The sequence below is a fragment of the Frankia sp. BMG5.60 genome, from assembly GCF_059428125.1.
Genome location: NZ_CM182091.1, coordinates 3,041,550 through 3,065,281, shown reverse-complemented (window position 1 = coordinate 3,065,281; position 23,732 = coordinate 3,041,550). Strand labels below are relative to the sequence as shown.

The following is a 23,732-nucleotide window of genomic DNA, read 5'->3' as shown; positions in this document are numbered from 1 at the left end:
TGCGCATGCGTATGACCGGAGCCGGCCACGGACCCGGACCCGGCCACGGACCCGGCCATGGACCCGGACCCGTGCCTGGGACGGGGCCGGATGCCGCCAGTTTCCGGGACGTGCTGTCCCGGTTCGCCACCGGCGTGGTGGTGGTGACGGCGCTGGCCGGCGACCGGCCGGTCGGGCTGACCTGCCAGTCGTTCACCGCACTGTCGCTGGACCCGCCGATGATCCTGTTCTGTCCGGGACGGTCGTCGACCTCGTGGCCGGCGGTGGCGGGCGCGGGCCGGCTGTGCGTCAACATCCTCAGTGCCGATCAGGACCTGCTCAGCGCGGGCTTCGCGCGCAGCGGCGCGGACAAGTTCGCCGGCGTCGCGTGGACGCCGCTGCCGGGCGGCGCACCCGCCCTGGCCGGGGCCGCCGCCCACATCGGCGCGCGGGTCGCCGCGATCCACGACGGCGGCGACCACCACATCGTCACCTGCCACGTCGAGAGCGTGCGGGCCGGCGAGCAGGACGGCCCGCTCGTCTACTACCGCAGCCGCTACCGGCAGCTACTGCCGGTGGACTGACCGCACCGGCATGACCGTCGGTCCTGGACCAACCGCCGGTCCTGGACCAACCGTCGGTCCTGGACCAACCGCCGGTCCTGGACCAACCGTCGGTCCTGGACCAACCGTCGGTCCTGGACCAACCGCCGGTCCTGGACCAACCGCCGGACCAGATCGAGGAGGGGGAGGCACGATGGGCGTACCGCACCACCCGCTGTTCATCGCCGGGGAGTGGGTCGACACCGCCGATCGGTACGACCTGCGCAGCCCAGCGACGGGTGAGCTCGTCGCGACCGCCGCGAGGGGCGGGGTCGCGCACGTCGACCGGGCGGTCGACGCCGCCGCGGCGGCGCACGTGGCGGGGGAGTGGCGGCGCACCCCCCCGGCCGAGCGGGCGGCGCTGCTGCACCGCGTCGCCGACCGGCTCGAGGCTCGGCTGCCCGAGCTCGCGGCGCTGCAGAGCCGGGAGAACGGCGCCACGATCCGGGTGAGCACCGCTCTGCACCTGGGCCTGTCGATCGCCCACCTGCGCTACCTGGCCGATCTCGCCGGCTCCTACGCGTTCGAGCGGGCCGGCCCGGCGATGGACCCGCTGCCCACCGCCGGCCTGCTGCGGCGCGAACCGCTCGGCGTCGTCGCCGCGATCGTGCCCTGGAACATCCCGCTGCTGGTGACGATCTGGAAGGTCGCCCCGGCGCTCGCCGCGGGCAACACCGTCGTGCTCAAGCCCGACGAGCACGCTCCGCTGCTGCCGCTGGAGCTGGCCGCCGAGTTCGCGGCGGCCGGCCTGCCGCCGGGCGTGCTCAACGTCGTCACCGGCGACGGCGAGCCGGTCGGCGCCCACCTCGCCGCGCACCCGGCGGTGCGCAAGGTGGCGTTCACCGGCTCGACCGAGGTGGGCCGCGCCATCCTGCGCGCGGCCGCCGGCACGGTGAAGCGGGTGACCCTGGAGCTGGGCGGCAAGGGTCCGAACATCATCCTGGCCGACGCCGACCTGGCGCTGGTGGTGGACGGTGCCCTGTACGCGGCCCTGGCCAACAACGGGCAGGCGTGCGAGGCCGGCACCCGCCTGCTCGTGCCGAACAACCGGCGGGCGGAGATCGTCGAGGCCCTGGTGGACCGCGCCAAGGGCCTGCGCCTGGGCGACCCGCTGGACCCGGCGACCGACGTCGGACCGGTGATCAGCGCCGGCCAGCGGGACCGGATCCTCGGCCGCCTCACCGCCGCCCGCGCCGAGGGGGCCACGATCGCCCTCGGCGGCGCCACGCCGACCGGACCCGGCTTCGACGTCGGGTACTGGGTCGAACCCACCGTGGTCACCGGGGTCGCCGCCACGGCGCGGATCGCCCGCGAGGAGGTCTTCGGCCCGGTGCTGACCGTCCTGTCGTACGACTCCGTCGACGAGGCGGTGGCGCTGGCCAACGACAGCGACTACGGCCTGTCCGCCGGGGTGTGGAGCGCCGACGAGGACCGGGCGCTGGACGTGGCCCGCCGGCTCGACGCCGGGATGGTCTACGTCAACGACTGGCACGTCATCCACCCCGCCTACCCGTTCGGCGGGACCAAGCAGAGCGGCCTGGGCCGCGAGGGCGGCGCGGACGCGCTCGACGCCTACACCGAACAGAAGATCATCACGCTCGACCGGGCCGGCGGCCTGGCGAACCGGCCGGCGTTCGGGCTGGTGCTCGGCGCGCCTGCGGAGGGGGGCGACGGTGGATTTCGCTGAGAGCGCGGAGCTGACGGCCCTGCGCGAGACCGTCGCCGTGATGATGAAACCGTTCGGCGGCGCCTACTACACCGAGCGGGCGGCGACCCGCACGCCGACCGCCGAGGCGTGGGGCGCACTGGCCGAGGCCGGTTTCCTCGGCGTGAACCTGCCCGAGCGCTACGGCGGGGGCGGCGGCGGCATCGTGGAGCTCGCCGCCGTCTGCGAGGAGAGCGCCGCGGCGGGCTGCCCGCTGCTGCTCCTGCTGGTCTCGGCGGCGATCTCCGGGGAGGTGATCGCCCGGTTCGGCGACGAGGGCCAGCGGGAACGCTGGCTGCCCGGCCTCGCCGACGGCAGCCACAAGATCGTCTTCGCGATCACCGAGCCGGGCGCCGGGTCGAACACCCATCGCCTGACGACGAGCGCGCGCCGCGACGGCGACGACTGGCTGCTCGCCGGCCAGAAGTACTACATCTCCGGGTTCGACGAGGCCGCGGCCGTCCTCGTGGTGGCGCGCACCGGCGTCGACGAGGGCGGTGGGCGGGCCCGCCTGTCGCTGTTCGTCGTCCCGGCCGACACCCCCGGGCTGACCGCGCACCCGCTGCCGGTCGCGGCCCAGTTGCCCGAACGCCAGTTCACCTTGTTCCTCGACGACGCGCGGGTGCCGGCCGCGGCGCTGGTCGGCACCGAGGGTGACGGCCTGCGCCAGGTGTTCCACGGGCTGAATCCGGAACGGATCACCGGTGCCGCGCTGTGCGTCGGCATCGCCCGGTACGCCCTGGACCGCGCCGTGGCCTACGCCCGCGACCGGCGGGTCTGGGACCAGCCCATCGGCGCCTACCAGGGCATCGCCCACCCGCTCGCGAAGGCGCGGATCGAGACCTCGCTCGCCGCCCTGATGACGCGCCGCGCCGCGTGGGCGCACGACCGGGGGCTGCCCGCCGGCGAACCGTCGAACACGGCCAAGTACGCGGCGGCGGAGGCGGCGCTGGCCGCCGTCGACCAGGCCATCCAGACCCACGGCGGCAACGGGATGTCCGCCGAGTACGGCCTGGTGCCGCTGTGGGGGCTGGCCCGCACGCTGCGGATCGCTCCCGTCAGCCGGGAGATGATCCTGAACTACGTCGCCCAGCACGGTCTCGGCCTGCCCCGCTCGTACTGAGGAGACGCCACCTTGACGATCATCACGCCCGGGACGATCACCGCGTCCCAGCCGGGGGCGGCGCATCCCCGCGTCGCCGAGGGGACGGTCCTGCGCTCCCGCCTGGACACCGGCTCCGCGCGGTTCCGCGCCAACCGGCGGGCCCAGCTCGGACTCCTGGCCGAGCTGTCCGACCAGCTCGCCGCCGCCCGCGACGGCGGCGGCGAGCGCTACCGTGACCGGCACCATCGCCGCGGCCGGCTGCTGGTCCGGGAGCGCATCGAGCTGCTGGTCGACCAGGACTCGGCGTTCCTCGAACTGTCCCCGCTCGCCGCCTGGGGCAGCGGGTTCGCCGTCGGGGCGAGCGTCGTCACCGGGATCGGTGTGGTGTCGGGGGTCGAGGTCGTCGTCATCGGCCATGACCCGACGGTCCGCGGCGGCGCGATGAACCCGCACTCGCTGCGCAAGACCCTGCGCGCGCTGGAGATCGCGCGGCGCAACCGGCTGCCCGTGGTGAACCTCGTCGAGTCTGGTGGCGCGGACCTGCCCAGCCAGGCCGACCTGTTCGTCGGGGCCGGACGGATCTTCCACGACCTGTCCGCGTTGTCGGCGGCCGGCATCCCCACGATCGCCCTGGTCTTCGGTACCGCGACGGCCGGCGGCGCCTACGTGCCCGGGATGTGCGACTACGCCGTGCTCGTCGCCGGCCAGGCGAAGGTGTTCCTCGGCGGCCCGCCGCTGGTGCGGATGGCCACCGGCGAGCAGGCCGACGACGAGGAGCTCGGCGGGGCGGCGATGCACGGGCGGGTGTCCGGGCTCGCCGACCACGTCGCCGTCGACGAGCGCGACGCGATCCGCATCGGCCGCCGCATCCTGTCCGAGATCAACTGGCGCAAGCTCGGTCGGGGGCCGGACCTGCCCGCCGACGCGCCGCTCTACGACCCCGACGAGTTGCTGGGGATCGCCCCGGCGGACCTGCGGCTGCCGTTCGACCCGCGGGAGGTGCTGGCCCGGGTCGTCGACGGTTCCCGGTTCGGCGAGTACAAGCCGGAGTTCGGCACCCGCCTGGTGACGGGCTGGGCGTCGGTGCACGGGTTCGCGGTCGGGGTGCTGGCCAACGCGGGCGGCATCCTGTTCAGTGCCGAGGCGTGCAAGGCCGCCGAGTTCATCCAGCTCGCCAACCAGGTCGACACCCCGCTGCTGTTCCTGCAGAACACCACCGGCTTCATGGTGGGCACCGCCTACGAACGCGGCGGCATCATCTCCGACGGCGCCAAGATGATCAATGCCGTGACGAACAGCAGCGTCCCGCACCTGACCATCACCATGGCGGCGTCGTTCGGCGCCGGCAACTACGGCATGTCCGGCCGGGCCTTCGACCCGCGGCTGATGTTCGCCTGGGCCGGCGCCCGCTGCGCCGTCATGGGCGCCGCCCAGCTCGCGGGCGTGCTGTCGATCGTCGGGCAGTCCGCCGCCGAGGCCGCCGGCCGGCCGTTCGACACCACCGCGGACGCCGCGCGCCGGGCGGCGATCGAACGCCAGATCGAGGCCGAGTCACACGCGTTCTTCATGAGCGGGCGGCTCTACGACGACGGCGTGCTCGACCCGCGGGACACCCGCACGGTGCTCGGCATCGCCCTGTCCGCCGCGCACTCCGCCCCGATCGAGGGACGCCGTGGCTACGGCGTCTTCAGGATGTGACCGCCGTGCAGCCCACCGACCCGCCAGCGCCCACCGACCCGCCAGCGCCCACCGACCCGCCATCGTCCACCGGCCCGACGCACCCCATCCGCCGGCTGCTCGTCGCCAACCGTGGCGAGATCGCCGCGCGGATCATCCGTACCGCGCACGCGATGGACATCGCCACCGTCGCCGTCCATTCCGACCCGGACGCCGACGCCCCGTACGTCGCCGCCGCGGACGAGGCCGTCGCGCTGCCCGGCGCGACACCGGCCGAGACCTACCTGCGCGCCGACCTGCTCGTCGATGCCGCCCTGCGCACCGGGGCCGATGCCGTCCACCCCGGCTACGGCTTCCTCGCCGAGAACGCCGAGTTCGCCCGGGCGTGCGCCGCCGCCGGCCTGACGTTCGTCGGGCCGCCGCCGGCGGCGATCGAGGCGATGGGGTCGAAGATCCGCGCGAAGGAACTGATGGCCGCCGCCGGAGTGCCGGTCCTGCCCGGCCTGGTCGTCGACGAGGCCCTGCTCGCCGGCCACGACGAGGCCCTGCTCGCCGGCCACGACGAGGCGCTGCTCGCCGGCCGCGCCGGCGGGCCTGCCGCGCCGGCGGGGCCGGAGCCCGCCGCCGCGCCGGAGCCGGATCCGTTGGCGCGGGCCGCCGCCGCCGCGGGCCTGACGTTCCCGCTGCTGGTCAAGGCCGTTTTCGGTGGCGGCGGGCGGGGGATGCGCATCGCCCGGGACGCCGCGGAGCTCGCCGAGGCGGTGGCGGCGGCCCGGCGCGAGGCGGCGTCGGCGTTCGGTGACCCGACGGTGTTCCTCGAGCATCTCGTCGACCGGCCCCGTCACATCGAGGTGCAGGTCTTCGCGGACTCCCACGGCGAGGTCGTGCACCTGTTCGAGCGGGAGTGCTCGATCCAGCGGCGCTACCAGAAGATCATCGAGGAGGCGCCGTCCGCGGCGGTCGACGCCGACCTGCGCGAGCGGCTCGGCGCCGCCGCGATCGCCGCCGCGGCGGCGATCGGATACGTCGGCGCCGGCACGGTCGAGTTCGTGCTCGACCGCACCGGGCGCTTCTTCTTCCTGGAGGTCAACACCCGCCTGCAGGTCGAGCACCCGGTGACCGAGCAGATCACCGGGCTCGACCTGGTCCGCGCCCAGCTTCTGGTCGCGGAGGGCGCCCCGCTGCCGGCCGGGCTGCGCAGCGCCCGGGTGACCGGCCACGCCGTCGAGGCCCGGCTGTGCGCCGAGGACGTCGGCGCCGGGTTCCGGCCGGCCGCCGGGACGATCCACCGCTTCGAGGTTCCCACCGAACCGGGCATTCGCGTCGACAGCGGCGTCGCGGCGGGTTCCGTCGTCGGCGTCCACTACGATTCCATGATCGCGAAGGTTGTCGCGCACGGGGCGACCCGCGACGAGGCGCTCCGCCGGCTCGCCCGGGCGCTGTCGCGGACCCGGGTGCACGGGGTCGCCACCAACCGGGACCTGCTCGTGGCCGTCCTGCGTGACCCGCGGTTCCGAGCCGGCGAGTTCGACACGGGTTTCCTCGACCGGTGGGACCCGGCCGGGCTCGGCGCGCCCGCGGCGGACGGGGACATCCTGGCCACGCACCTCATCGCGGCCACCGTCGCCGCCTCCTCGCAGCGCCGGGCGGCCGCGGTCCTGCCCGGCGTGCCGTCCGGCTGGCGCAACGTCCCCGGCGAGCCGCAACGCGCCGTGTACACGGTGGTCGGCGGTGGGACGGCCCCCGGCGGGGCGGTCGGCGGTGGGACGGCCCGCGGTGGGGCGTCCGGTGGCGGGGCGGCCCCTGCCGACCCGGCGGCCGGCGGGATCGAGGTGCGCTACCGGTGGCGGGGCCGGGCGCTCGACGTCAGCGTCGGCGGGCGGGCGCGCGATGTGCTCGTCCACCGGGTCGGACCGGACGGGGTCGATCTCACCGTCGACGGCGTCCGGGCCACGGTGGCGGTGCACCGGGTCGGGTCGCAGATCTACCTCGACGGCCGCGGCGCATCGACGACCGCCGACGAGATCCCCCGGTTCGTCGAGCCGGGTGCCGCCGCGGCGGCGGGTTCGCTGGCCGCCCCCATGCCGGGCACCGTCGTGCGCGTCGCGGTGGCGCGGGGAGCGGCGGTGGCCGCCGGCGACGTCGTGGTCGTCCTGGAGGCGATGAAGATGGAACATCCGGTGCTCGCACCGCACGACGGGGCGGTGAGCGCGCTGGACGTCCGGCGCGGGCAGGCCGTCGGCGGCGGCGACATCCTCGCGGTCATCAGCCCGGCCGAGCCGGCCGCGGGGGACACGGATCGCGCGGACGGCACGCGCACCGGACCCGCGGTCACCGGACCGCCGGTTACCGGACCCCCGGACATCGGATCGCGTGACCAGGGCTCCGCGGACACGGGCCCCGTGGCGGCCGGGACGGCGGCGCCGTGACGTCCCCGGCGGTCGGCTACCGCCGCGACGGGCGGGTGGCGTGGCTGACGATCGACCGCCCCGAGACCCGCAACGCCCTGTCGGCCGAGGTGCGCGCAGGGCTGTGGGAGGCGTTCACCCGGCTCGGCGCGGACGTCGACGCCGCCGTCGGCGTGCTCACGGCCACCGGGGACCGGGCCTTCTGCGCCGGCGGCGACCTGCGGGAGATGGCGGGGGAGGGGTTGCGGGTGCCGCCGCCGGACTACCTGCCGCAGCTCGGCCGCAACATCGACGTCGACAAGCCGGTGATCGCCGCCGTCAACGGGGCCGCCTACGCCGGCGGGTTCCTGCTGACCCAGTGCTGCGATCTCGTCGTGGCCGCCGAGACCGCCCGGTTCGCCGTCACCGAGGCCCGCGTCGGCCGCGGCGCCCCCTGGGCCGCGCCGCTGCCCTACCTGCTGGCGCCGCGGATCGCGATGCAGATGCTGCTGACCGGTCAGCCGCTGACCGCGCGGCGCGCCCACGAAGTCGGCCTGGTCAACGAGGTCGTCCCCGGCCCGGAGCTGGCCGGGCGGGCCGGCGAGCTCGCGGCGACGATCGCGGCGAACGCGCCGCTGTCGGTGCGCGCGGCCCGGCGCACGGTCGGGCTGCTCGCCGAGCTCCCACTGTCGGCGGCGTACCGGGAGGCGGAGCGGATCTGGGAACCGGTCTACCTCAGCGACGACGCGCAGGAGGGCCCGCGGGCGTTCCGCGACGGCCGCCCGCCGGTGTGGACCGGCCGCTGATGACCCCCGGGACGCCGCCGCGGCGGCCGGTGCGCATCGCGAACTGCTCGGGCTTCTACGGCGACCGGATCGACGCCGCCCGGCTCATGGTCGACGGCGGTCCGGTGGACGTGCTCACCGGCGACTACCTCGCCGAACTCACGATGCTGATCCTCTGGAAGGCACGCCAGCGCGATCCCGCCGCCGGCTACGCGCGGACCTTCCTCGTCCAGCTCGAACAGGTGCTCGGCACCTGCCTGGACCGCGGGATCCGGATCGTGGTCAACGCCGGCGGGCTCAACCCCGCCGGGCTCGCCGCCCAGGTCGCCGCGGTCGCGGGGCGTCTCGGCCTGGCCCCGCGGGTCGCCCACATCACTGGTGACGACCTCGTCGGCCGGCTCGACGAGCTGCGGGCGGCCGGTGAGCCGCTCATCCACCTCGACACGGGGCGGCCGTTCGCCGGGCTCGCCGCGGACGGCGCCCCGCCGGTGACCGCCAACGCCTACCTCGGCGGGTGGGGCATCGCCGCCGCGCTGGCCGCGGGCGCCGACGTGGTGGTGGCGCCCCGGGTGACCGACGCCTCCCTCGTCGTCGGGCCGGCGGCCTGGTGGCACGGCTGGGCCCGCGACGACTGGGACCGCCTCGCCGGCGCCGTCGCGGCCGGGCACGTGATCGAGTGCGGGCCGCAGGCGTGCGGCGGGAACTACCCCTTCCTGGCCGAGATCACCGACCGGCGTTACCCTGGGTTCCCGGTCGCGGAGGTCGCCGCCGACGGCTCCAGCGTCATCACGAAGCATCCCGGCACCGGCGGGCTGGTCTCCGTGGGAACCGTCACCGCCCAGCTCCTCTATGAGATCGCGCAGCCGGCGTACGTGAATCCGGACGTCGTCGCGCATTTCGACACGGTTCGGCTGGTCGGGCTGGGCCCGGACCGGGTGCGGCTGTCCGGCACCCGGGGCAGCCCACCGCCGGACACGCTGAAGGTCGCCATGACCTGTCTCGGCGGTTACCGCAACACGATGACGCTCGTCCTCACCGGCCTCGACATCGAGGAGAAGGCCGCCTGGGCCCGCCGGGAACTGTTCGGCCTGCTCGGCGGCGAGGACGCCGTCGGTGAGGTCGACGTGCGGCTGCTGCGGTTCGACCGGCCCGACGCCGACGACAACGCCCTTGCCACGGCGCACCTGCGGATCACGGTGAAGGATCGCGACCCGGCCCGGGTCGGCCGGACGTTCTCCGACGCGACGATGGCGCTGGCCCTCGGCGGCTACGCGGGATTCCACGCGACCACCCCCCCGACCGAGGCCAGCGCCTACGGCGTGTACTGGCCGACGCTCGTGCACCGCGACGCCGTCGAGCAGCGCGTGGTTCTCGACGACGGCCGGGAGATCGTCGTCCCGCACAGCCCGTCGGCGCCGGCCGCCGCCGGCGTCCCGCCGCTGCCGGCGTCCTCGGCCGGCGCGGTCGCGCCGCGGGCGGTGTCCGCGGGCATCCGGCTGGACGCCGCCCACGCGACCGCCGCCCGGGACGGTGCCGCCGCGGGCCCGGGTGCCACAGCGGGGGCGCAGCGGCTGGTCCGGGTACCGCTCGGGCTGATCGCGGGCGCCCGGTCCGGGGACAAGGGCGGCAACGCCAACGTCGGGCTCTGGGCCCGCGACGACGCCGCCTACGCCTGGCTCGCCGCCGAGCTGACCGCGGCGCGGTTCGCCGAGCTGGTCCCGGAGGCCCGGGGGCTGGCGATCCACCGCTACGAGCTGGCGAACCTGCGGGCGCTGAACTTCGTCGTGGTCGGCCTGCTCGGCGACGGCGTCGCCGCGGCGACCCGGCCGGACCCGCAGGCGAAGGGCCTCGGCGAGTACCTCCGCTCCCGGCTGGTCGACGTGCCGGCGCGGCTCATGCCGCGTTGAGCTGTCCGGACTACGGACGCCGCCGCCGAGTGGCATCTCGCCGTCCCCGGCCGCGACCACTCGGGCCGGTGGGTCGACTCGGGAGCTCCCGGCGCCGTCGCGGCGTGAGCCCCGGCCGAGCCGGCGGGCTCTGGGTCATCGGGAATCTCACCATTGCGCACCTCCCCCTCGCAGTGAACGTGTAGAACCCTCGCGGTGAAGTGCAGGACTCGCAGTCCCCTGCCCGCAGCCTCGGGCGGGGGAGGACGTCAACGCCGCATCAGCAGCGAGTCGCCCAGCAGGTAGGCGCCGACCATCTCGAAGTTCATCGGCGACAGGGTGATGTGCGCGGCCGCGCTGTGGACGTCGCGCAGGCAGCGGTCGAGCCGCCCGCCCGCGCCCAGCGCCCGGGTGCCGGCCATGCTGTGCAGGCTGTCCACGGCCTTGACCGTGTTCTCGCCGACGGTGGCGGCGGCCAGCCTGATCAGCGCGGACAGCTCCTCCCCGCCGATCAGGCAGCGCAGGCTGGCATGGTTGGCGGCGTCTTCCAGCAGCAGCTCGGCGGAGCGGACCAGCGCGGCGGCGCGGGCGAGGCCGGCCTGGACGGTGTGGCTCGAGCCCAGGGTCTGCGTCCCCCGCGCGGGGACCGTGCCCACGGCGATGCCCGGGAATGCGCTCAACGCGTCCTGGGCGATGCCGAGGATCGTCGACGCCGTGGTGAACGGCCCGAAGTCGTAGTAGGCGATGGGGTAGCCGCGGGAGGGGCGGGCGGCCGGTGGGCGGCGCAGCAGCCCGCCGTCGACGGTGAACTCCTCGGGCACGAACTGGTCGTCGACGGTGAAGCTGACACTTCCCGTCCCCCGCAGGCCGGTCGTGAACCAGTCGTCGTCGAAGCGGACCGCGTCGGCGGGCACGAACAGCATCCGGGTCCGCGCGGTCGCCGCCGGCGCGGGATCGCCGCCCGGGGGGCCGCCGGCCGAGGGGTCGCCCGCCGCAGGGCCGCCGCCTCCCGCGGGGTTACCTCCGGCGGGGTTGCCTCCCGCACTGTCGGGCGCCGGGACGAGGCCTGCCTCGGCGGCGGGGTCCACCTCGGTGACCAGGGAGGCACAGACGAGCCAGTCGGCGTGCGTGGATCCGCTCGCGAACGACCAGCGGCCCCGCAGCCGGTAGCCGCCGGGCACCGGCTCGGCCTGACCGGACGGGTTGATCCCACCGACCACGAGCCCGTCGCTGTCCTGGAAGAGCTGGCAGGCGACCTGCTCCGGCAGGTAGTCCGACATCCGGGAGATGACCCCCTGCACCCCCATCTGCCAGGCGACCGAGGCGTCGACGCGGGCGAGGGCCTGCAGGACGGCCGAGCCGGTCCGGACGCTGACTCCGCCGCCGCCGAAGGACGGGGACACCCACATGCGGTGAATGTTCTGGTCCCGCAGCGCGGCGATGACGGCGGGCGGTGTCACCCTTTCCCGTTCGGCCTGCTCGCGGTGGCGGACCAGAACGGGAGTGACCTTCTCGACTCGCGAGAGCCACTCGGTCGTCTCTTCGTGGGAGTGTGCGGAGCCGCTCCAGGACACGTCAGATACCTACTCTGCTCGGAATTCGCGTCGGGTCTGCGGGCAAAGGCCGGAACGGAAGTGCCGGTAGGCTCTTGACCGGCAGGTTTCCAGCTCTTTGCGGGGACGGGCGGCCGGTTGCCATTGTTGTTGACAGCTCGATACGCCCCGGCGCCGGATGGCCCGGAGGTGGTGGACGCCGGGGGGCCGGCCGCCGGAGTGGGACTCGCGACGAGGCGGTGCGCCGCGGTCGTAGCGGCGCTGAGCTGCGCGGACATCCGCCGCTCCTTCCTCGTCGGGGCAGGCGACCGCAGGTTGCGGCCACCTTGCGGCCCGGCGTTCAGCCGCATCTACGGTTAGATCCTAGCAATTTAAACGCAGATGCGGTCCGATATAGGAAGAAGGGTCCGTGGGTGCTGTCCAGTTGGCCGGGTCGGGCGGTCCGATAGGCCCCAGTGTGACCCGACTGTCCGGGGGTATTCGCCGGTCGCAGCGTTGCTCGAACGGCCGGAAGACGGTCGCGTGACTCGGGTAACACCGTCGACATGCAACTCGTCCGATACATGAGCTAGATAAGGTCGATTCATGATCCTTAGTATTCGTAACCGATTCACCGGAATTATTACCGAGATAGTCAGCGGCTCGGTCATGGGAACCGTCACCATGGAGATTCCCGGCGGCCTGTCGCTCGCGGCCACGGTCACGATGGACGCGATCAAGGATCTCGGTATCGGCATCGGCACCGCCGTGGAGGCGCTCATCAAGTCGACCGACATCGCGGTGGCGACCACCGAGGTGTCCGGACTGAGTATCCGGAACAAGCTGGCGGGCACGCTCGTCGGACTAGACTCCGGCGGTGCGATGTCAGTCGCGAGGATCAAGGTCGGCAAGGATGTGGAGCTCACAGCGGCGATCACCCGGGTGGCGGCCGAGGAGCTCAAGCTCGAGCCCGGCACGCCGGTCACCGCACTGATCAAGTCCACCGAGGTCTCCTTCTCCGCCGTCTGACGCACCCTCCGCGCCGACCGGCGCACCCGCCGGTCGGCGCGCGGCACCTCCCCGCAGGCCCGCAGCGGTCCCCTGCCGTCTGCCGTCTGCCGTCTGGCGAAGTCACCCGATCCGGGTGTCCGGGTGCGGTTCGGAAAAGGACGCACTGTTATCGCGACCCAGGGTGGGTACCCCGTAACGCAGGGCCTGACCACCCGCTGTGCGGGGGATCGCACCGGCATGCCCCCCGGCGGTCGCGATACGCGTCCCTGACGTCGACGCACTGTCACCGAGTCCGGGTGGCCGCTTTCGCATCCCATGTTCCATCAGCGGTCCGACGTGTGCGGAGGATGCGCGGTGTCTCGGCCCGGCCGCAGTGCTTACGCGGACAAGCCGGATGGACGCAGTCGACCAGGAGGCGGGAATTCTCGTGGAGATCGCAATCACCGGGGCAACCGGATTTGTGGGTGTGCATCTGGTGCGGGAACTTCTCGAGCGGAATGCGTCGCTGACGGTTCTGGCCCATGCGGGCTCCGGGGACGCCGCGGACCGGCTGGCCAGGTTCCTGCAGGTCACCGGGGCCAGCCCGCGGCTGATCGACGAGCTCCCGCGCCGGGTCTCGGTGGTCGACGTGGACGTGGCCGAGCCGTTCCTCGGCCTCGGCCATGCCGATTTCCGGCGGGTGGCGGACGGCGTCGACGCCATCTGGCACAGCGCCGCCCAGACGAAGCTCGCCGGCGACCTCACCGAGCTGCAGCACGTCAACGTCGACGGCACCCGAAACATGCTGGCGCTGGCGGCGGCGGGCGGGCGACGGCCGCGCTTCTACCACGTGAGCACGGCGTTCGTGGCCGGCCTGCGACCCGACCCGGTTGTCTACGAGGACCAGCTCGACCCCTCGTGGGGGTTCGCCAGCCCGTACGAGCAATCGAAGTACGAGGCGGAGGTCGCGGTCCGGGACTGGTCGGCCGACAGCGGCCGGCCGGTCGTGGTGTTCCGGCCGAGCGTCCTGTTCAGCCACCGCCCGCCGCACCCCGACCTGCCGTCGGACACCCTGGAGGCGGTCGCCCGCTTCATGCTCACGATCGCCTCGATGGCCGTGGAAGGCGGTCTGGTCGACGCCGAGGAGCCGACCGTGCAGACCGTGCGGGTCGTCGGCGACCCGCGGGCACGCTGGAACGTGATGGCCGTCGAGGACGCCGTCCGGGACATGGTGCGCCTCGCCGGGCGCCCACCGGCCGGCGCGATGACCACTTATCACATCGTCAGCAGTCGTGACCTGCCCGTGTCGCTGCCCATCGACCTGCTGGAGAGCTTCCTGCCGGTCCGCGTGGAGCTCGTCGAGCAGCCCCCGGCCGATCCGACGCCGCTGGAACGGATCATCGGCATGGTGCCCGGGTTCCTGATGTACCTGCGCCACCGCCACGTCTTCGACGACACCCGCACCCGCACGGCGCTGGGCGAGCGGCTCGCCGAGACGCTGGTGGACCGGGACTACCTGCTCTCCGGCCTGGGCGTCGAGGAGCTGGACCTGGCCCCGGGCGACCTGCTCGCCTCCGACCTGCTGACCCGCGCCCTGTCCGCCTACGACCCGACGACCCGGGCCGATCCCGCCGCACGAGCCGATCCCGCCGCGCCGCTCGATCCCGCCGCGCCGCTCGATCCGGCCGCGCGGACCTACCCGGCCGCGCGGACAGACCCGGCCCCGCGGGTCGAATCCGCCCAGGTCAGATCCGCCCCGGGTGGGAGCAGCCGATGACCGTCACCCCTCGACCCCCCCGCGTCGCGAGCCTGCCGGAGCGCCGGAGCAGCCCTGTGCCGGCGCTGCGCCGGCCGCCTGCGCGCCGGCCCCACCCGGGTGAATCCGCCGCCGCCGGCGCCGGGGCCGGCCGTCCGGTGACGGCACCGACCTGGCGGCCGGGCCCGCACCCGGCGGCCTTCTCCGGCCCGGAGCTGGCCGCCTGCGTGCGCGCGGTGCGGGAGCCGGTGCACCTGCTGGCCGTGCCCGGCCGGGGCGTCGGCCTCGGTCTCGGCGGCGACGTCGGCGCCGGGGACCCCGCCGCCCCGGTGGTGGTGGGCACCCTGCCCGCCCTGTACCCGGAGTGGCTTGGCGACCGCTCGTTCGCGGCGGCGCACGGGGTGCGTTTCCCCTACATCGCCGGGGAGATGGCGACCGGTATCGCGACGACCGCGATGGTGACCGCGATGGCCCGCGCCCGGATGCTCGGCTTCTTCGGTTCGGGCGGGCTGGGGCTCGACCGGATCGAGAAGGCCGTCGTCACCCTGGCCGGCACGCTCGCCGGCCAGCCGAACTGGGGGGTAAACCTGCTGCACTCGCCCGGCGACCCGGCGCTGGAGAACACCACCGCCGCCCTGTTGCTGCGCCACGGGGTGCCGTGCGTGTCGGCGTCGGCGTTCATGTCGATCACACCGGCGGTGGTCCGCTGCGCGGCGGCGGGGTTGCGCCGCACGCCCGACGGCCGGGTGGAGCGCCGCACCCGGGTGTTCGCGAAGATCTCCCGGCCCGAGGTGGCCGAGCAGTTCATGTCGCCGCCGCCGGGGGAGATCCTGCGTGCCCTGGTCGACGGCGGGCAGATCACCGCGGCGGAGGCGGAGCTCGCCGCGGGTCTGCCGATCGCCGAGGACATCACGGTCGAGGCCGACAGCGCCGGGCATACCGACGGCCGGCCGATGGCCGTCGTGGTCCCGGCCGTGCAGGCCGCGCGGGACCGGGTCGTTGCCCGCTTCGACTACCCGCGGCCGGTGCGGGTGGGCGCGGCCGGCGGTCTGGGCACGCCGCAGGCGGTCGCGGCGGCCTTCGCGCTCGGCGCCGACTACGTGCTCACCGGCTCGGTGAACCAGGTCAGCGTCGAGTCCGGCCAGTCCGAGGACGCCAAGGCGATGCTCGCCGGCGCCGACCTGGCCGACGTGGCGCTGGCGCCCGCCGCGGACATGTTCGAGCTCGGCGCCAAGGTGCAGGTGCTGCGCCGCGGATCGATGTTCGCCCCCCGTGCCGGGCTGCTGTTCGAGGCGTACCGCCGGCACGACAGCCTGGAGCAGCTCGCCCCCGAGCTGCGCGCGAAGCTGGAGCGCGACCTGTTCGGCATGTCCCTGGACGACGTGTGGACCCGCACCGCCGCGTACTGGGTCGAACGCGACCCCGGCCAGGTGGAGCGGGCGTTGCACGATGCCAAGCACCGGATGGCGCTGGTGTTCCGGTGGTATCTGGGGAACTCCGGCCGGTGGGCGCTCGCCGGCGAGCAGAGCCGGCGCACCGACTACCAGATCTGGTGCGGCCCGGCGATGGGCGCGTTCAACCGGTGGATCAGCGGCAGCTTCCTCGCGCAGGCGGCGGAGCGCAGCGTCGTCCAGATCGCCCTGAATCTTCTCGAAGGAGCGGCGGTGGTCACCCGCGCCCACCAGGTGCGCAGTTGCGGGGTGCCGGTGGGTGTCGCTCAGTTCCCGCCGCGCCGACTGGCGCTCGGCGCCGACGGCTGACCTCGCGGCCGGTCGGTCCGCAAAGGGCCGGCCAGTCCGGAAGGAGACACGGACACAATGCGACGAACGGACTCCCCGCCCCAACCGCCGATCGCGGTCGTCGGAGTGGGCGCCATCATGCCGGGCTCGACGGACGCCGCCGGGTTCTGGAACTCCATCGTCCGCGGCGAGGATCTGATCACCGAGGTGCCGCGTTCCCACTGGCTGGTCGAGGACTACTACGACCCGGACCCGGCCGCGATCGACAAGACGTACGTGCGGCGCGGCTCGTTCCTGCCGACGATCGACTTCGACCCGGCCGAGTTCGGCATCCCGCCGAGCACCGTCCCGGCCACCGACACGGCGCAGTTGTTCGCGCTGCAGGTCGCCGACCAGACGCTGCGCGACGCCCTGGGCGACGAGTACGACACCGCCGACCGCGGCGGCATCGGCTGCATCCTCGGCAGCGGCAACCTGGAGCTGCTCAGCGAGATCGACCTGCGCCTGGGCCGCCCGATGTGGTTCAAGGCGCTGCGCGAACTCGGCTACTCCGACACCGACGCCCGCCGCATCTGCGACCACGTGCTCAAGGACTATCCGCAGTGGCAGGAGGCCACCCTTCCCGGCGGCCTGGGCAACATCGTCGCCGGCCGGGTCGCGAACCGGCTCAACCTGCACGCGGTGAACTACACCGTGGACGCCGCCTGCGCGAGCTCCCTGGCGGCGGTGTCGGCCGGCGTGAACGAACTCGTCCTCGGTCGCGCCGATATGATCATCAGTGGTGGCGTCGACGCTCTGAACAACCCGTGCACGTTCGTGAGCTTCTGCAAGACGCCGGCCCTGTCGCCCACAGAGGACTGCCGGCCCTTCTCCGCGCAGGCCGACGGCACGCTGCTCGGCGAGGGCGTCGCGATGGTCGCGCTCAAGCGCCTCGACGACGCCCGTCGGGACGGCAACAAGATCTATGCCGTGATCCGCGGGATCGGCTCCTCGTCGGACGGGCGGGGCGCGGCGATCTACGCCCCGGCGCCGGGCGGCCAGGTCAGGGCGGTGCGGGCCGCCTACGCCGACGCCGGCTACGGGCCGGAGACGGTCGGGCTCGTCGAGGCGCACGGCACCGGCACCGTCGTCGGGGACCGCACCGAGGTCACCGCGCTGACCGAGGTGTTCGGCGCCGCCGAGCGCGACGGCGATCGCTGGTGCGCGCTGGGATCGGTGAAGTCGCAGATCGGGCACACGAAGTCGGCGGCAGGCGCGGCCGGGCTGCTCAAGGCCGTGTTCGCCCTGCACCATCACACCCTGCCGCCGACGATCAAGGCAGCGGAACCGAACGCCGATCTCTCGCTCGATTCCAGCCCCTTCTACCTCAGCACCGTCTGCCGCCCCTGGGTGCGCCCGGCGGACCACCCGCGCCGGGCCTCGGTGTCGAGCTTCGGCTTCGGCGGCATCAACTTCCACATCGCGCTGGAGGAGGCGCCGACCCACGCCGGCGGCGGGTCCGGCGATCTTGGCGTGCCCGGCGAGTCCAGTGCAACCGGCGAGTCCAGGGAAACCGGCGGCGGCCACGTCCGGCAGCCTCGTATGCCGCGGGCCGCCGGCAGCGAGCTGGTGCTGTTCGGTGCCGACACGCCCGAGCAGATCGTCGCCGCGCTTCGGGCGATCGACACCTCCCGGCCCACCGCGAGGATCGCGCGGGCGAGCCGGCGCGAGTTCGACTCCCGCCGCCCGGTCCGCCTCGCCCTGGTCGCCGGCTCCGCCGAGCAGCTCGGCACCCGGATCGACCAGGCCGCGAATCTGATCGGCCAGCGGCCGCGGGAGCCGTTCACCAACCCGCGTGGGCTGCACTACGCGACCTCGAACCACATGACCCCGAACCACGTGACCCCGAACTACGCGAGCCCGACCGACGAGTCCGGCACCGGCATCCCGCCCGTGCCGCCGCCGGCGGCGGCCCCGCCGGCGTTCCTCTTCCCCGGCCAGGGCAGCCAGTACGTCGGGATGGGCACGGACGTGGCGCTGCGATACCCTGCCGCGCAGGAGGTCTGGGACCGCCTCGGCGGCCTGCGTTTCGGCGGCACGCCGCTGCACGAGGTGGTGTTCCCGCCGCCGACCTTCGACGAGGCCGAGCGCGTCGCCAGGCAGAGCACGCTGACCGCCGCCGAATGGGCGCAGCCGGCGATCGCGCTGCACTCGCTGGCCCTGCTCGCCGTCCTCGACAGCTACGGGGTCCGCCCACCCTGCGTGGCCGGACACAGCTTCGGTGAGCTGACGGCACTGTGCGCCGCCGGCGTCCTCGACGCCGAATCGCTGGTCATCCTCGCCCGCCGGCGCGGCGAGCTGCTGCGCAACACCACCGAGCGGGCGGGCGGGCGGATGCTCGCCGCCGTTGCCACCCACGACGACGTCGCGGCGGCCCTCGACGGGCTGCCCGACCGGGACGTCTGGGTGGCCAACCACAACGCCCCGAGGCAGCTCGTGCTGTCCGGCGCGGCGGCGGCGCTGGAGACGGTGCAGGGCAAGCTCGCCGCCGAGGGCATCGCCACGCGGTGGCTGGAGACGGCGACCGCCTTCCACTGCCCCCTGGTCGCGCCGGCCCGCGACCCGCTGCGCGAGGTGCTCGAGGGCATCGAGATCCACCCGGCGCGCTGCGAGGTCATCGCGGGCTCCGACGGCCGGCCCTACCCGACCGACCCGGCGCTGATCCGGGAGCGGATCGTCGACCAGCTCACCGCGCAGGTGCTGTTCGTCGACCAGATCGAGACCATGTACGCCGACGGCGTGCGGACCTTCGTCGAGGTGGGCCCCGGCGGGGTCCTCACCGGTCTGGTCAACCAGATCCTCGACGGCCGGGAGCACCTCGCGATCAGCCTGGACCGCCGCGGCCAGGACGGCGACGCCATGCTGCAGTCCGCGCTCGGCCAGCTCGCCGTCCAGGGCGCGCGGCTGACCTTCGACGACCCGCCGCCCGCCCCTGCCGGTGGGCGGCGCCGGAAGCCGGTGATGACCATGCGGATCGACGGATCCAACTACGGCCGCAACTACCCACCGCCGTTGGGCGAGCCATCGCCCAACGGTGATCACCCAGCCCGGTCCGCCGCCACCGCCTCTCCCGCGACCGCCTCTCCCGCGACTGCCTCTCCGGCGACCGAGTCTCCCGCGCCTGTCGCTCCGACGACCGCCGCCGGGGTGGCCGTGCCGGCTCCGGCTCCGGCCGACGGCATCGCCGCCCCGCCGCGTCCCACCGTCCCCGCCGCACCTCCAGCCCCGGCATCGGCCGACGGCGCGATTCCGACCGCACCGACGGCACCGACCGCGGGACCGCCGACGCAGCCCGGCGCACCGTCGCCGGCCGCGGAAACCACGTCGACACCGCCGGCGACCGCGCAGGCGAGCGCGCCGCCGGCCGCGGGTCCGGTGCCGGCACCGCCGCCCGCCGAGCCGATGCCGGCACCCCCACCCGAGGAGCCGATGCCGGCTGCGTCGGCCGCGGAGCCGATGCCGGCGCCCCCGGCCGCGCAGCCGCCTCCCGCACCTGCCATAACCGGGACGCCGACCCCTGTGACCGGGTCGGGGGCGGCCGAGCCGACGCCCTTGGCGGCGTCCACCGTGCCGGCCACCACCACGGAGGCGCCGGCGGTTGCGCCGTCGCCCGATGCGGCCCTGGTGGGCGATGTCGTCGCCGGGCCGGGCTGGTGGGCCGCCTTCGTCGAGGCGCACCGGCAGACCGCCCAGGTCCAGGCCGCCTACCAGCACCTGATGACCGAGGCGCAGGTGGAGTTCCTGCGCACGACGGAGGCCATGTGCGCGCGGCTGGCCGGCGCACCCGCCATGGACCTGTCCCCGGCGCCCGGATACCTGCCGGCTGTGCCGGCGGTGAACCCCGCCGCGTTGCCACCGGCGGTCCCGCCGTCGGCGATGCCTGCGACGGCGATGCCTGCGTCGGCGATGCCTGCGTCGGCGATGCCTGCGACGGCGATGCCTGCCACGGCCATGCCTGCCACGGCCATGCCGCCGGTGCCGGAGGCGCCGGCGAGCACCGAGCCCCGGCCGGCCGAACCGGTCCAGGCCGGTCAGGCCATGACGGCGCCGCCCGCGGTGCCGGTGGCCGACCCGACGGTCGCGCCGCCCGCCTCCGCCGCGGTCGCCGTGCCGCCGGCACCCGCCCCGACCGCTCCCGTCTCCCGGCCCACGGCGACACCGCCCGCCACCATGCCCTCCGCCGGCGTGCCGCCGGTGGTGGCGCAGGGCACCGTCTCGGCCGTTGCCGCGGCGCCTGGCGTTGCTGCTGATCAGCCGGTCGGCGGCTCGCCCGCAGTTGCCCCGGCACCAGGCGATGTCGGGGCCGTGGGGGCGCCGGCGCCGCGCAGCGTCGAGGAGCTGGAGGCGTTGCTGCTCGACGTCGTCGCGGAGCGCACCGGATACCCCGTCTCCGCGCTGGCGATGGACATGGAGCTGGAGGGCGACCTCGGCATCGACTCGCTGAAGAAGGTCGAGATCCTCTCCGCGCTGCGCCAGCACGTCGGCGAGATCGCGGTCGACGTCAGCGAGGGCGACGCCCTGGCGCAGCTCACCGCGCTGCGCACCCTCGGCGAGGTCGTCGACCTCATGCGCAACCGGGCCGACGAGCCGCAACCGGCGGCGAGCGGACCGAGCGGGCCGGATCCGACCGGCCCCGGCACGGCGGCGGCCGCAGCCATCCCGGACCTCGCCGAGCGCCCCGCCGGGGACCCGACCAGGGCGGCGGCGACATCGGTGCAGGGCTCGACGGGCGTGGCGGCCGATGCCCCCTTTCCGGCCGGTTCCACAGGAGGGGCCGCCGGCTGGCCGCCGCTGACCCGGCTCGTGCCGGAGGTCAGGCCCGTCGCGGCCCCGGGGCTTGCTCCCCTCGGGCTGGGCGCGCGTCCGCTGACGATCGTCGACGGCGGCAGCGGCCTCGGGTCCGCGCTCGCCGCCGAGCTCGACCGGCACGGCATCGGCGCGGTCGTCACCGACAGCCCGCCGGACGCCGGGCCGGACGGGCCGGACGGGCCGGGCGGGCTGGCCGCCGACGCCGGCGGGGTGATCCTGCTCGGCGGGCTGGCGGCCGCCGACTCCGTCGAGCAGGCCCTCGACCGGCAGCGGGACGCCTTCCGCTGGGCGCGGGCCATGGCCTCGTCGTCGGCGGTGCACGGCGGGCTGTTCGTGACCGTGCAGGACACCGGCGGCGACCTCGGCCTCGACGGTCGGCAGGGGACGCGGGCCTGGCTCGGCGGGCTGGCCGCGCTGGCCCGCACCGCGGCCGCCGAATGGCCGGACGCGGCGGTCCGGGCGATCGACTGCGAACGGGCCGGGCGGGACCCGGCGTCGCTCGCCGCCGCTGTCGCCCACGAGCTGCGCCAGGGCGGGATGACCCCGGTCGTCGGCCTGCGCGCCGACGGCACCCGCCTCGTTGCGGGGGTGGCGCCGGCCCCGCCGGAGCCGGCGGACACGCACCCGCTTCGGCTCGCGCCCGGCGCGGTGATCGTCGCGACGGGCGGCGCCCGCGGCGTGACGGCCGCATCCCTGATCGAGCTGGCCCGGACCTGCCAGCCGCGGCTGGTCCTGCTGGGCCGCACGCCCCTGCTCGACGAGCCGGCCGGGCTCGCGGCCGCGACCGACGAGCCGTCGCTGGTGCGGCTGCTGGCCGAGCGCGACGACGCGGCGGCGGGCCCGGCCCGGCTGCGGGCGCAGGCGCGGGAGATCCTGGCCGCGCGGGAGGTGCACGCGACCCTCGCCGCCCTCCGGCGCGCCGGTTCGCAGGCCCGCTACCTGCCGGTGGACGTCCGCGACCCCGACGCGGTCGCCCGTGCCCTGGAGGAGGTCCGGGCGGACTGGGGGCCGGTCAGCGGACTCGTCCACGGAGCCGGCACGCTCGCCGACAAGCTGCTCGTCGACAAGACCGACGACGCTTTCGACCGGGTGTTCGACACGAAGGTGCGGGGTCTGCGGACGATGCTGGACGCGCTCGCCGACGATCCCGTGGAGCTGCTGTGCCTGTTCTCCTCGGTGGCGGGCTGGTTCGGCAACGCCGGCCAGGCCGACTACGCCATGGCGAACGCGACCCTGGACCAGGTCGCCGGCGCCTACCGGGCCGCGCATCCGGACTGCCTGGTGCGCTCGATCGCCTGGGGCCCCTGGGCCGGCGGGATGGTCGGACCGCTGCTCGCCGAGGTCTTCGCCAGCCGGGGGGTGCCGGCGCTCCCGGTCGCCCAGGGCGCGGCGGTGTTCGTCGACGAGATCACGGGCGTGCGCAGCGCCGGGACGCAGCCGCGGATCCTGCTCGGCGCGGGCGGCCCGGAGGCGCTCGGTGCCTCCGTCGACGGCCGGACCCGTTCGTCCGACGTCGGCGCGGCCGTGGGCAGCCTCGCGGGCGGCGAGTCCGGGCCGGCGGGCGGGGGATCCGGGCCGGCGGGCGGGGGGCCCGGGCCGGCGGTCGCCCGGCGGGTCCTCGGCCAGCTCTCGGTGCACGAACGCACCCATCCCTGGCTGACCGACCACAGCCCGGCCGACATCGCCGTGCTCCCGCTCGCGATGGCGCTGGACTGGCTCGCCCGCGGGGCCCGCGCGCTGCGCGGCGACGGCGAGGCCGGGATGGTGCTGCGCGACCTGCGGGTCCTGCGCAAGATCGCCTTCCCGCACCTGGCCGACACCGGGCACGAGCTGTACGTCAGCGTGACCGAGGCCGTGACCGAGGCCGGGGCCGGGGCCGGGGCTGGGGCTGGGGCCCCGGGCGCCGGTGACCTGCCCGCCGCCGGGGCCGGCGCGGCGCCGCTACCCGTGCTGCGCCTCGACGACGCCGACGGCATGCCTCACTACCAGGCCAAACTCGACGCCGCACAGCCACAGCCGGTGCCGGCGTCGGCGTGGCCGACCCCGGCAGGCCTCGCCGAGAAGGCAGCCGAGGTGTCGACGTGCCGGGACCTGATCTACCGCAGCGACGCGCTGTTCCACGGCCCGCGTTTCCAGGCGATCCAGTGGCTCAAGGGGATGTCGGAGCACGGCGCCGAGGGGTCCGTCGTCGGCGTGCGGGAGCTGGCGTGGGGCCTCGACGACTGGTACTTCGACGTCGCCGGCCTCGACGGCGGGATGCAGCTCGCCGGGCTGTGGGCCTGGCGGGTGCTCGGCGGCGCGTTGCCGGTCGCGGTCCGCGAGTGCCGCATCCACCGGCCGGGTCTGATGACCGGTGAGGCCCGCAGCGTCGTCACCGCCCGGGAGATCGACAACATCCACGCCCTGTGCGACGTGGTGGTCCTGGACGACGACGCCGCCCGGATCGAACTGATCGGGGTGGAACTGGTCCGCCGCCCCGACTGGATGCCCTCGTCCTGACCCACTTCTGACCCCAAAAAGGCGATCGAGCGGATGGTCGCGCGTGAAAGCGACCAGGGAAAGGAACCGGCGGTCAGGCCGTGAATCCGCCTGACCGTGCTGGTCGCTGCACGACCACTGACTCCAGGGCGCTGTCCGCGGAGGTCCCGGACGGGCGATCGATCGGCACCGGCTCATCGTCCCCCGGATCAGTCCGGCACGAGGCCCACACTGGGTCCTGCCGCCAGCTCGTCCCTCCGCGG

General features: G+C 75.0%; 12 protein-coding genes. 11 read left to right on the top strand and 1 reads right to left on the bottom strand.

Annotated elements, in window-relative coordinates:
* Nucleotides 1–71 precede the first annotated feature (71 nt).
* The 7 genes from AC5R91_RS12205 to AC5R91_RS12175 all read left to right on the top strand — a co-directional run bounded on the left by AC5R91_RS12205 (nucleotide 72) and on the right by AC5R91_RS12175 (nucleotide 10,147).
* Nucleotides 72–563 carry a flavin reductase family protein gene (locus tag AC5R91_RS12205; protein ID WP_495397265.1) on the top strand — a complete coding sequence of 164 codons (492 nt, stop codon included), beginning with the start codon at nucleotides 72–74 and terminating at the stop codon, nucleotides 561–563.
* 172 nt (nucleotides 564–735) lie between these two features.
* Nucleotides 736–2,268 (top strand): aldehyde dehydrogenase family protein, encoded by a 1,533-nt coding sequence (locus tag AC5R91_RS12200; protein WP_495397264.1) that lies wholly within the window; start codon nucleotides 736–738, stop codon nucleotides 2,266–2,268.
* Nucleotides 2,255–3,409 (top strand): acyl-CoA dehydrogenase family protein, encoded by a 1,155-nt coding sequence (locus tag AC5R91_RS12195; protein ID WP_495397263.1) that lies wholly within the window; start codon nucleotides 2,255–2,257, stop codon nucleotides 3,407–3,409. Before AC5R91_RS12200 ends, AC5R91_RS12195 begins: the two co-directional genes overlap by 14 nt.
* Before the next feature lie 12 nt (nucleotides 3,410–3,421).
* Nucleotides 3,422–5,089, top strand: coding sequence for an acyl-CoA carboxylase subunit beta (locus AC5R91_RS12190; RefSeq protein WP_495397262.1), 1,668 nt, complete (start codon nucleotides 3,422–3,424; stop codon nucleotides 5,087–5,089).
* A 5-nt stretch (nucleotides 5,090–5,094) separates the two neighbouring features.
* Nucleotides 5,095–7,497 (top strand): acetyl/propionyl/methylcrotonyl-CoA carboxylase subunit alpha, encoded by a 2,403-nt coding sequence (locus AC5R91_RS12185; protein WP_495397261.1) that lies wholly within the window; start codon nucleotides 5,095–5,097, stop codon nucleotides 7,495–7,497.
* Nucleotides 7,494–8,261, top strand: a complete 768-nt coding sequence (locus tag AC5R91_RS12180; protein WP_495397260.1) for an enoyl-CoA hydratase-related protein — start codon at nucleotides 7,494–7,496, stop codon at nucleotides 8,259–8,261. Before AC5R91_RS12185 ends, AC5R91_RS12180 begins: the two co-directional genes overlap by 4 nt.
* Entirely contained in the window at nucleotides 8,261–10,147 is a 1,887-nt protein-coding gene (locus AC5R91_RS12175; protein WP_495397259.1) for an acyclic terpene utilization AtuA family protein, read from the top strand. The genes AC5R91_RS12180 and AC5R91_RS12175 overlap by 1 nt, the downstream gene beginning before the upstream one ends.
* Nucleotides 10,148–10,395: 248 nt before the next feature.
* Here AC5R91_RS12175 and AC5R91_RS12170 read toward each other — a convergent pair whose 3' ends face one another.
* Nucleotides 10,396–11,700 carry an acyl-CoA dehydrogenase family protein gene (locus AC5R91_RS12170; RefSeq protein ID WP_495397258.1) on the bottom strand — a complete coding sequence of 435 codons (1,305 nt, stop codon included), beginning with the start codon at nucleotides 11,698–11,700 and terminating at the stop codon, nucleotides 10,396–10,398.
* A gap of 564 nt (nucleotides 11,701–12,264) precedes the next feature.
* Here AC5R91_RS12170 and AC5R91_RS12165 point away from each other — a divergent pair.
* The 4 genes from AC5R91_RS12165 (at nucleotide 12,265) to AC5R91_RS12150 (ending at nucleotide 23,490) form a co-directional block, all read left to right on the top strand.
* Entirely contained in the window at nucleotides 12,265–12,687 is a 423-nt protein-coding gene (locus tag AC5R91_RS12165) for a TOBE domain-containing protein (protein ID WP_495397257.1), read from the top strand.
* Nucleotides 12,688–13,063: 376 nt separating this feature from the next.
* Nucleotides 13,064–14,425: an SDR family oxidoreductase gene (locus tag AC5R91_RS12160; RefSeq protein ID WP_495397256.1), complete on the top strand. Its 1,362-nt coding sequence runs from the start codon at nucleotides 13,064–13,066 to the stop codon at nucleotides 14,423–14,425.
* A complete protein-coding gene (locus AC5R91_RS12155; protein WP_495397255.1) occupies nucleotides 14,422–16,164 on the top strand; it encodes a PfaD family polyunsaturated fatty acid/polyketide biosynthesis protein in 1,743 nt (580 codons plus the stop codon). Before AC5R91_RS12160 ends, AC5R91_RS12155 begins: the two co-directional genes overlap by 4 nt.
* 57 nt (nucleotides 16,165–16,221) lie before the next feature.
* The gene (locus AC5R91_RS12150; RefSeq protein ID WP_495397254.1) at nucleotides 16,222–23,490 is read left to right on the top strand and encodes an SDR family NAD(P)-dependent oxidoreductase; all 7,269 of its coding nucleotides are present in this window, start codon (nucleotides 16,222–16,224) and stop codon (nucleotides 23,488–23,490) included.
* The last annotated feature ends 242 nt before the right edge of the window (nucleotides 23,491–23,732 follow it).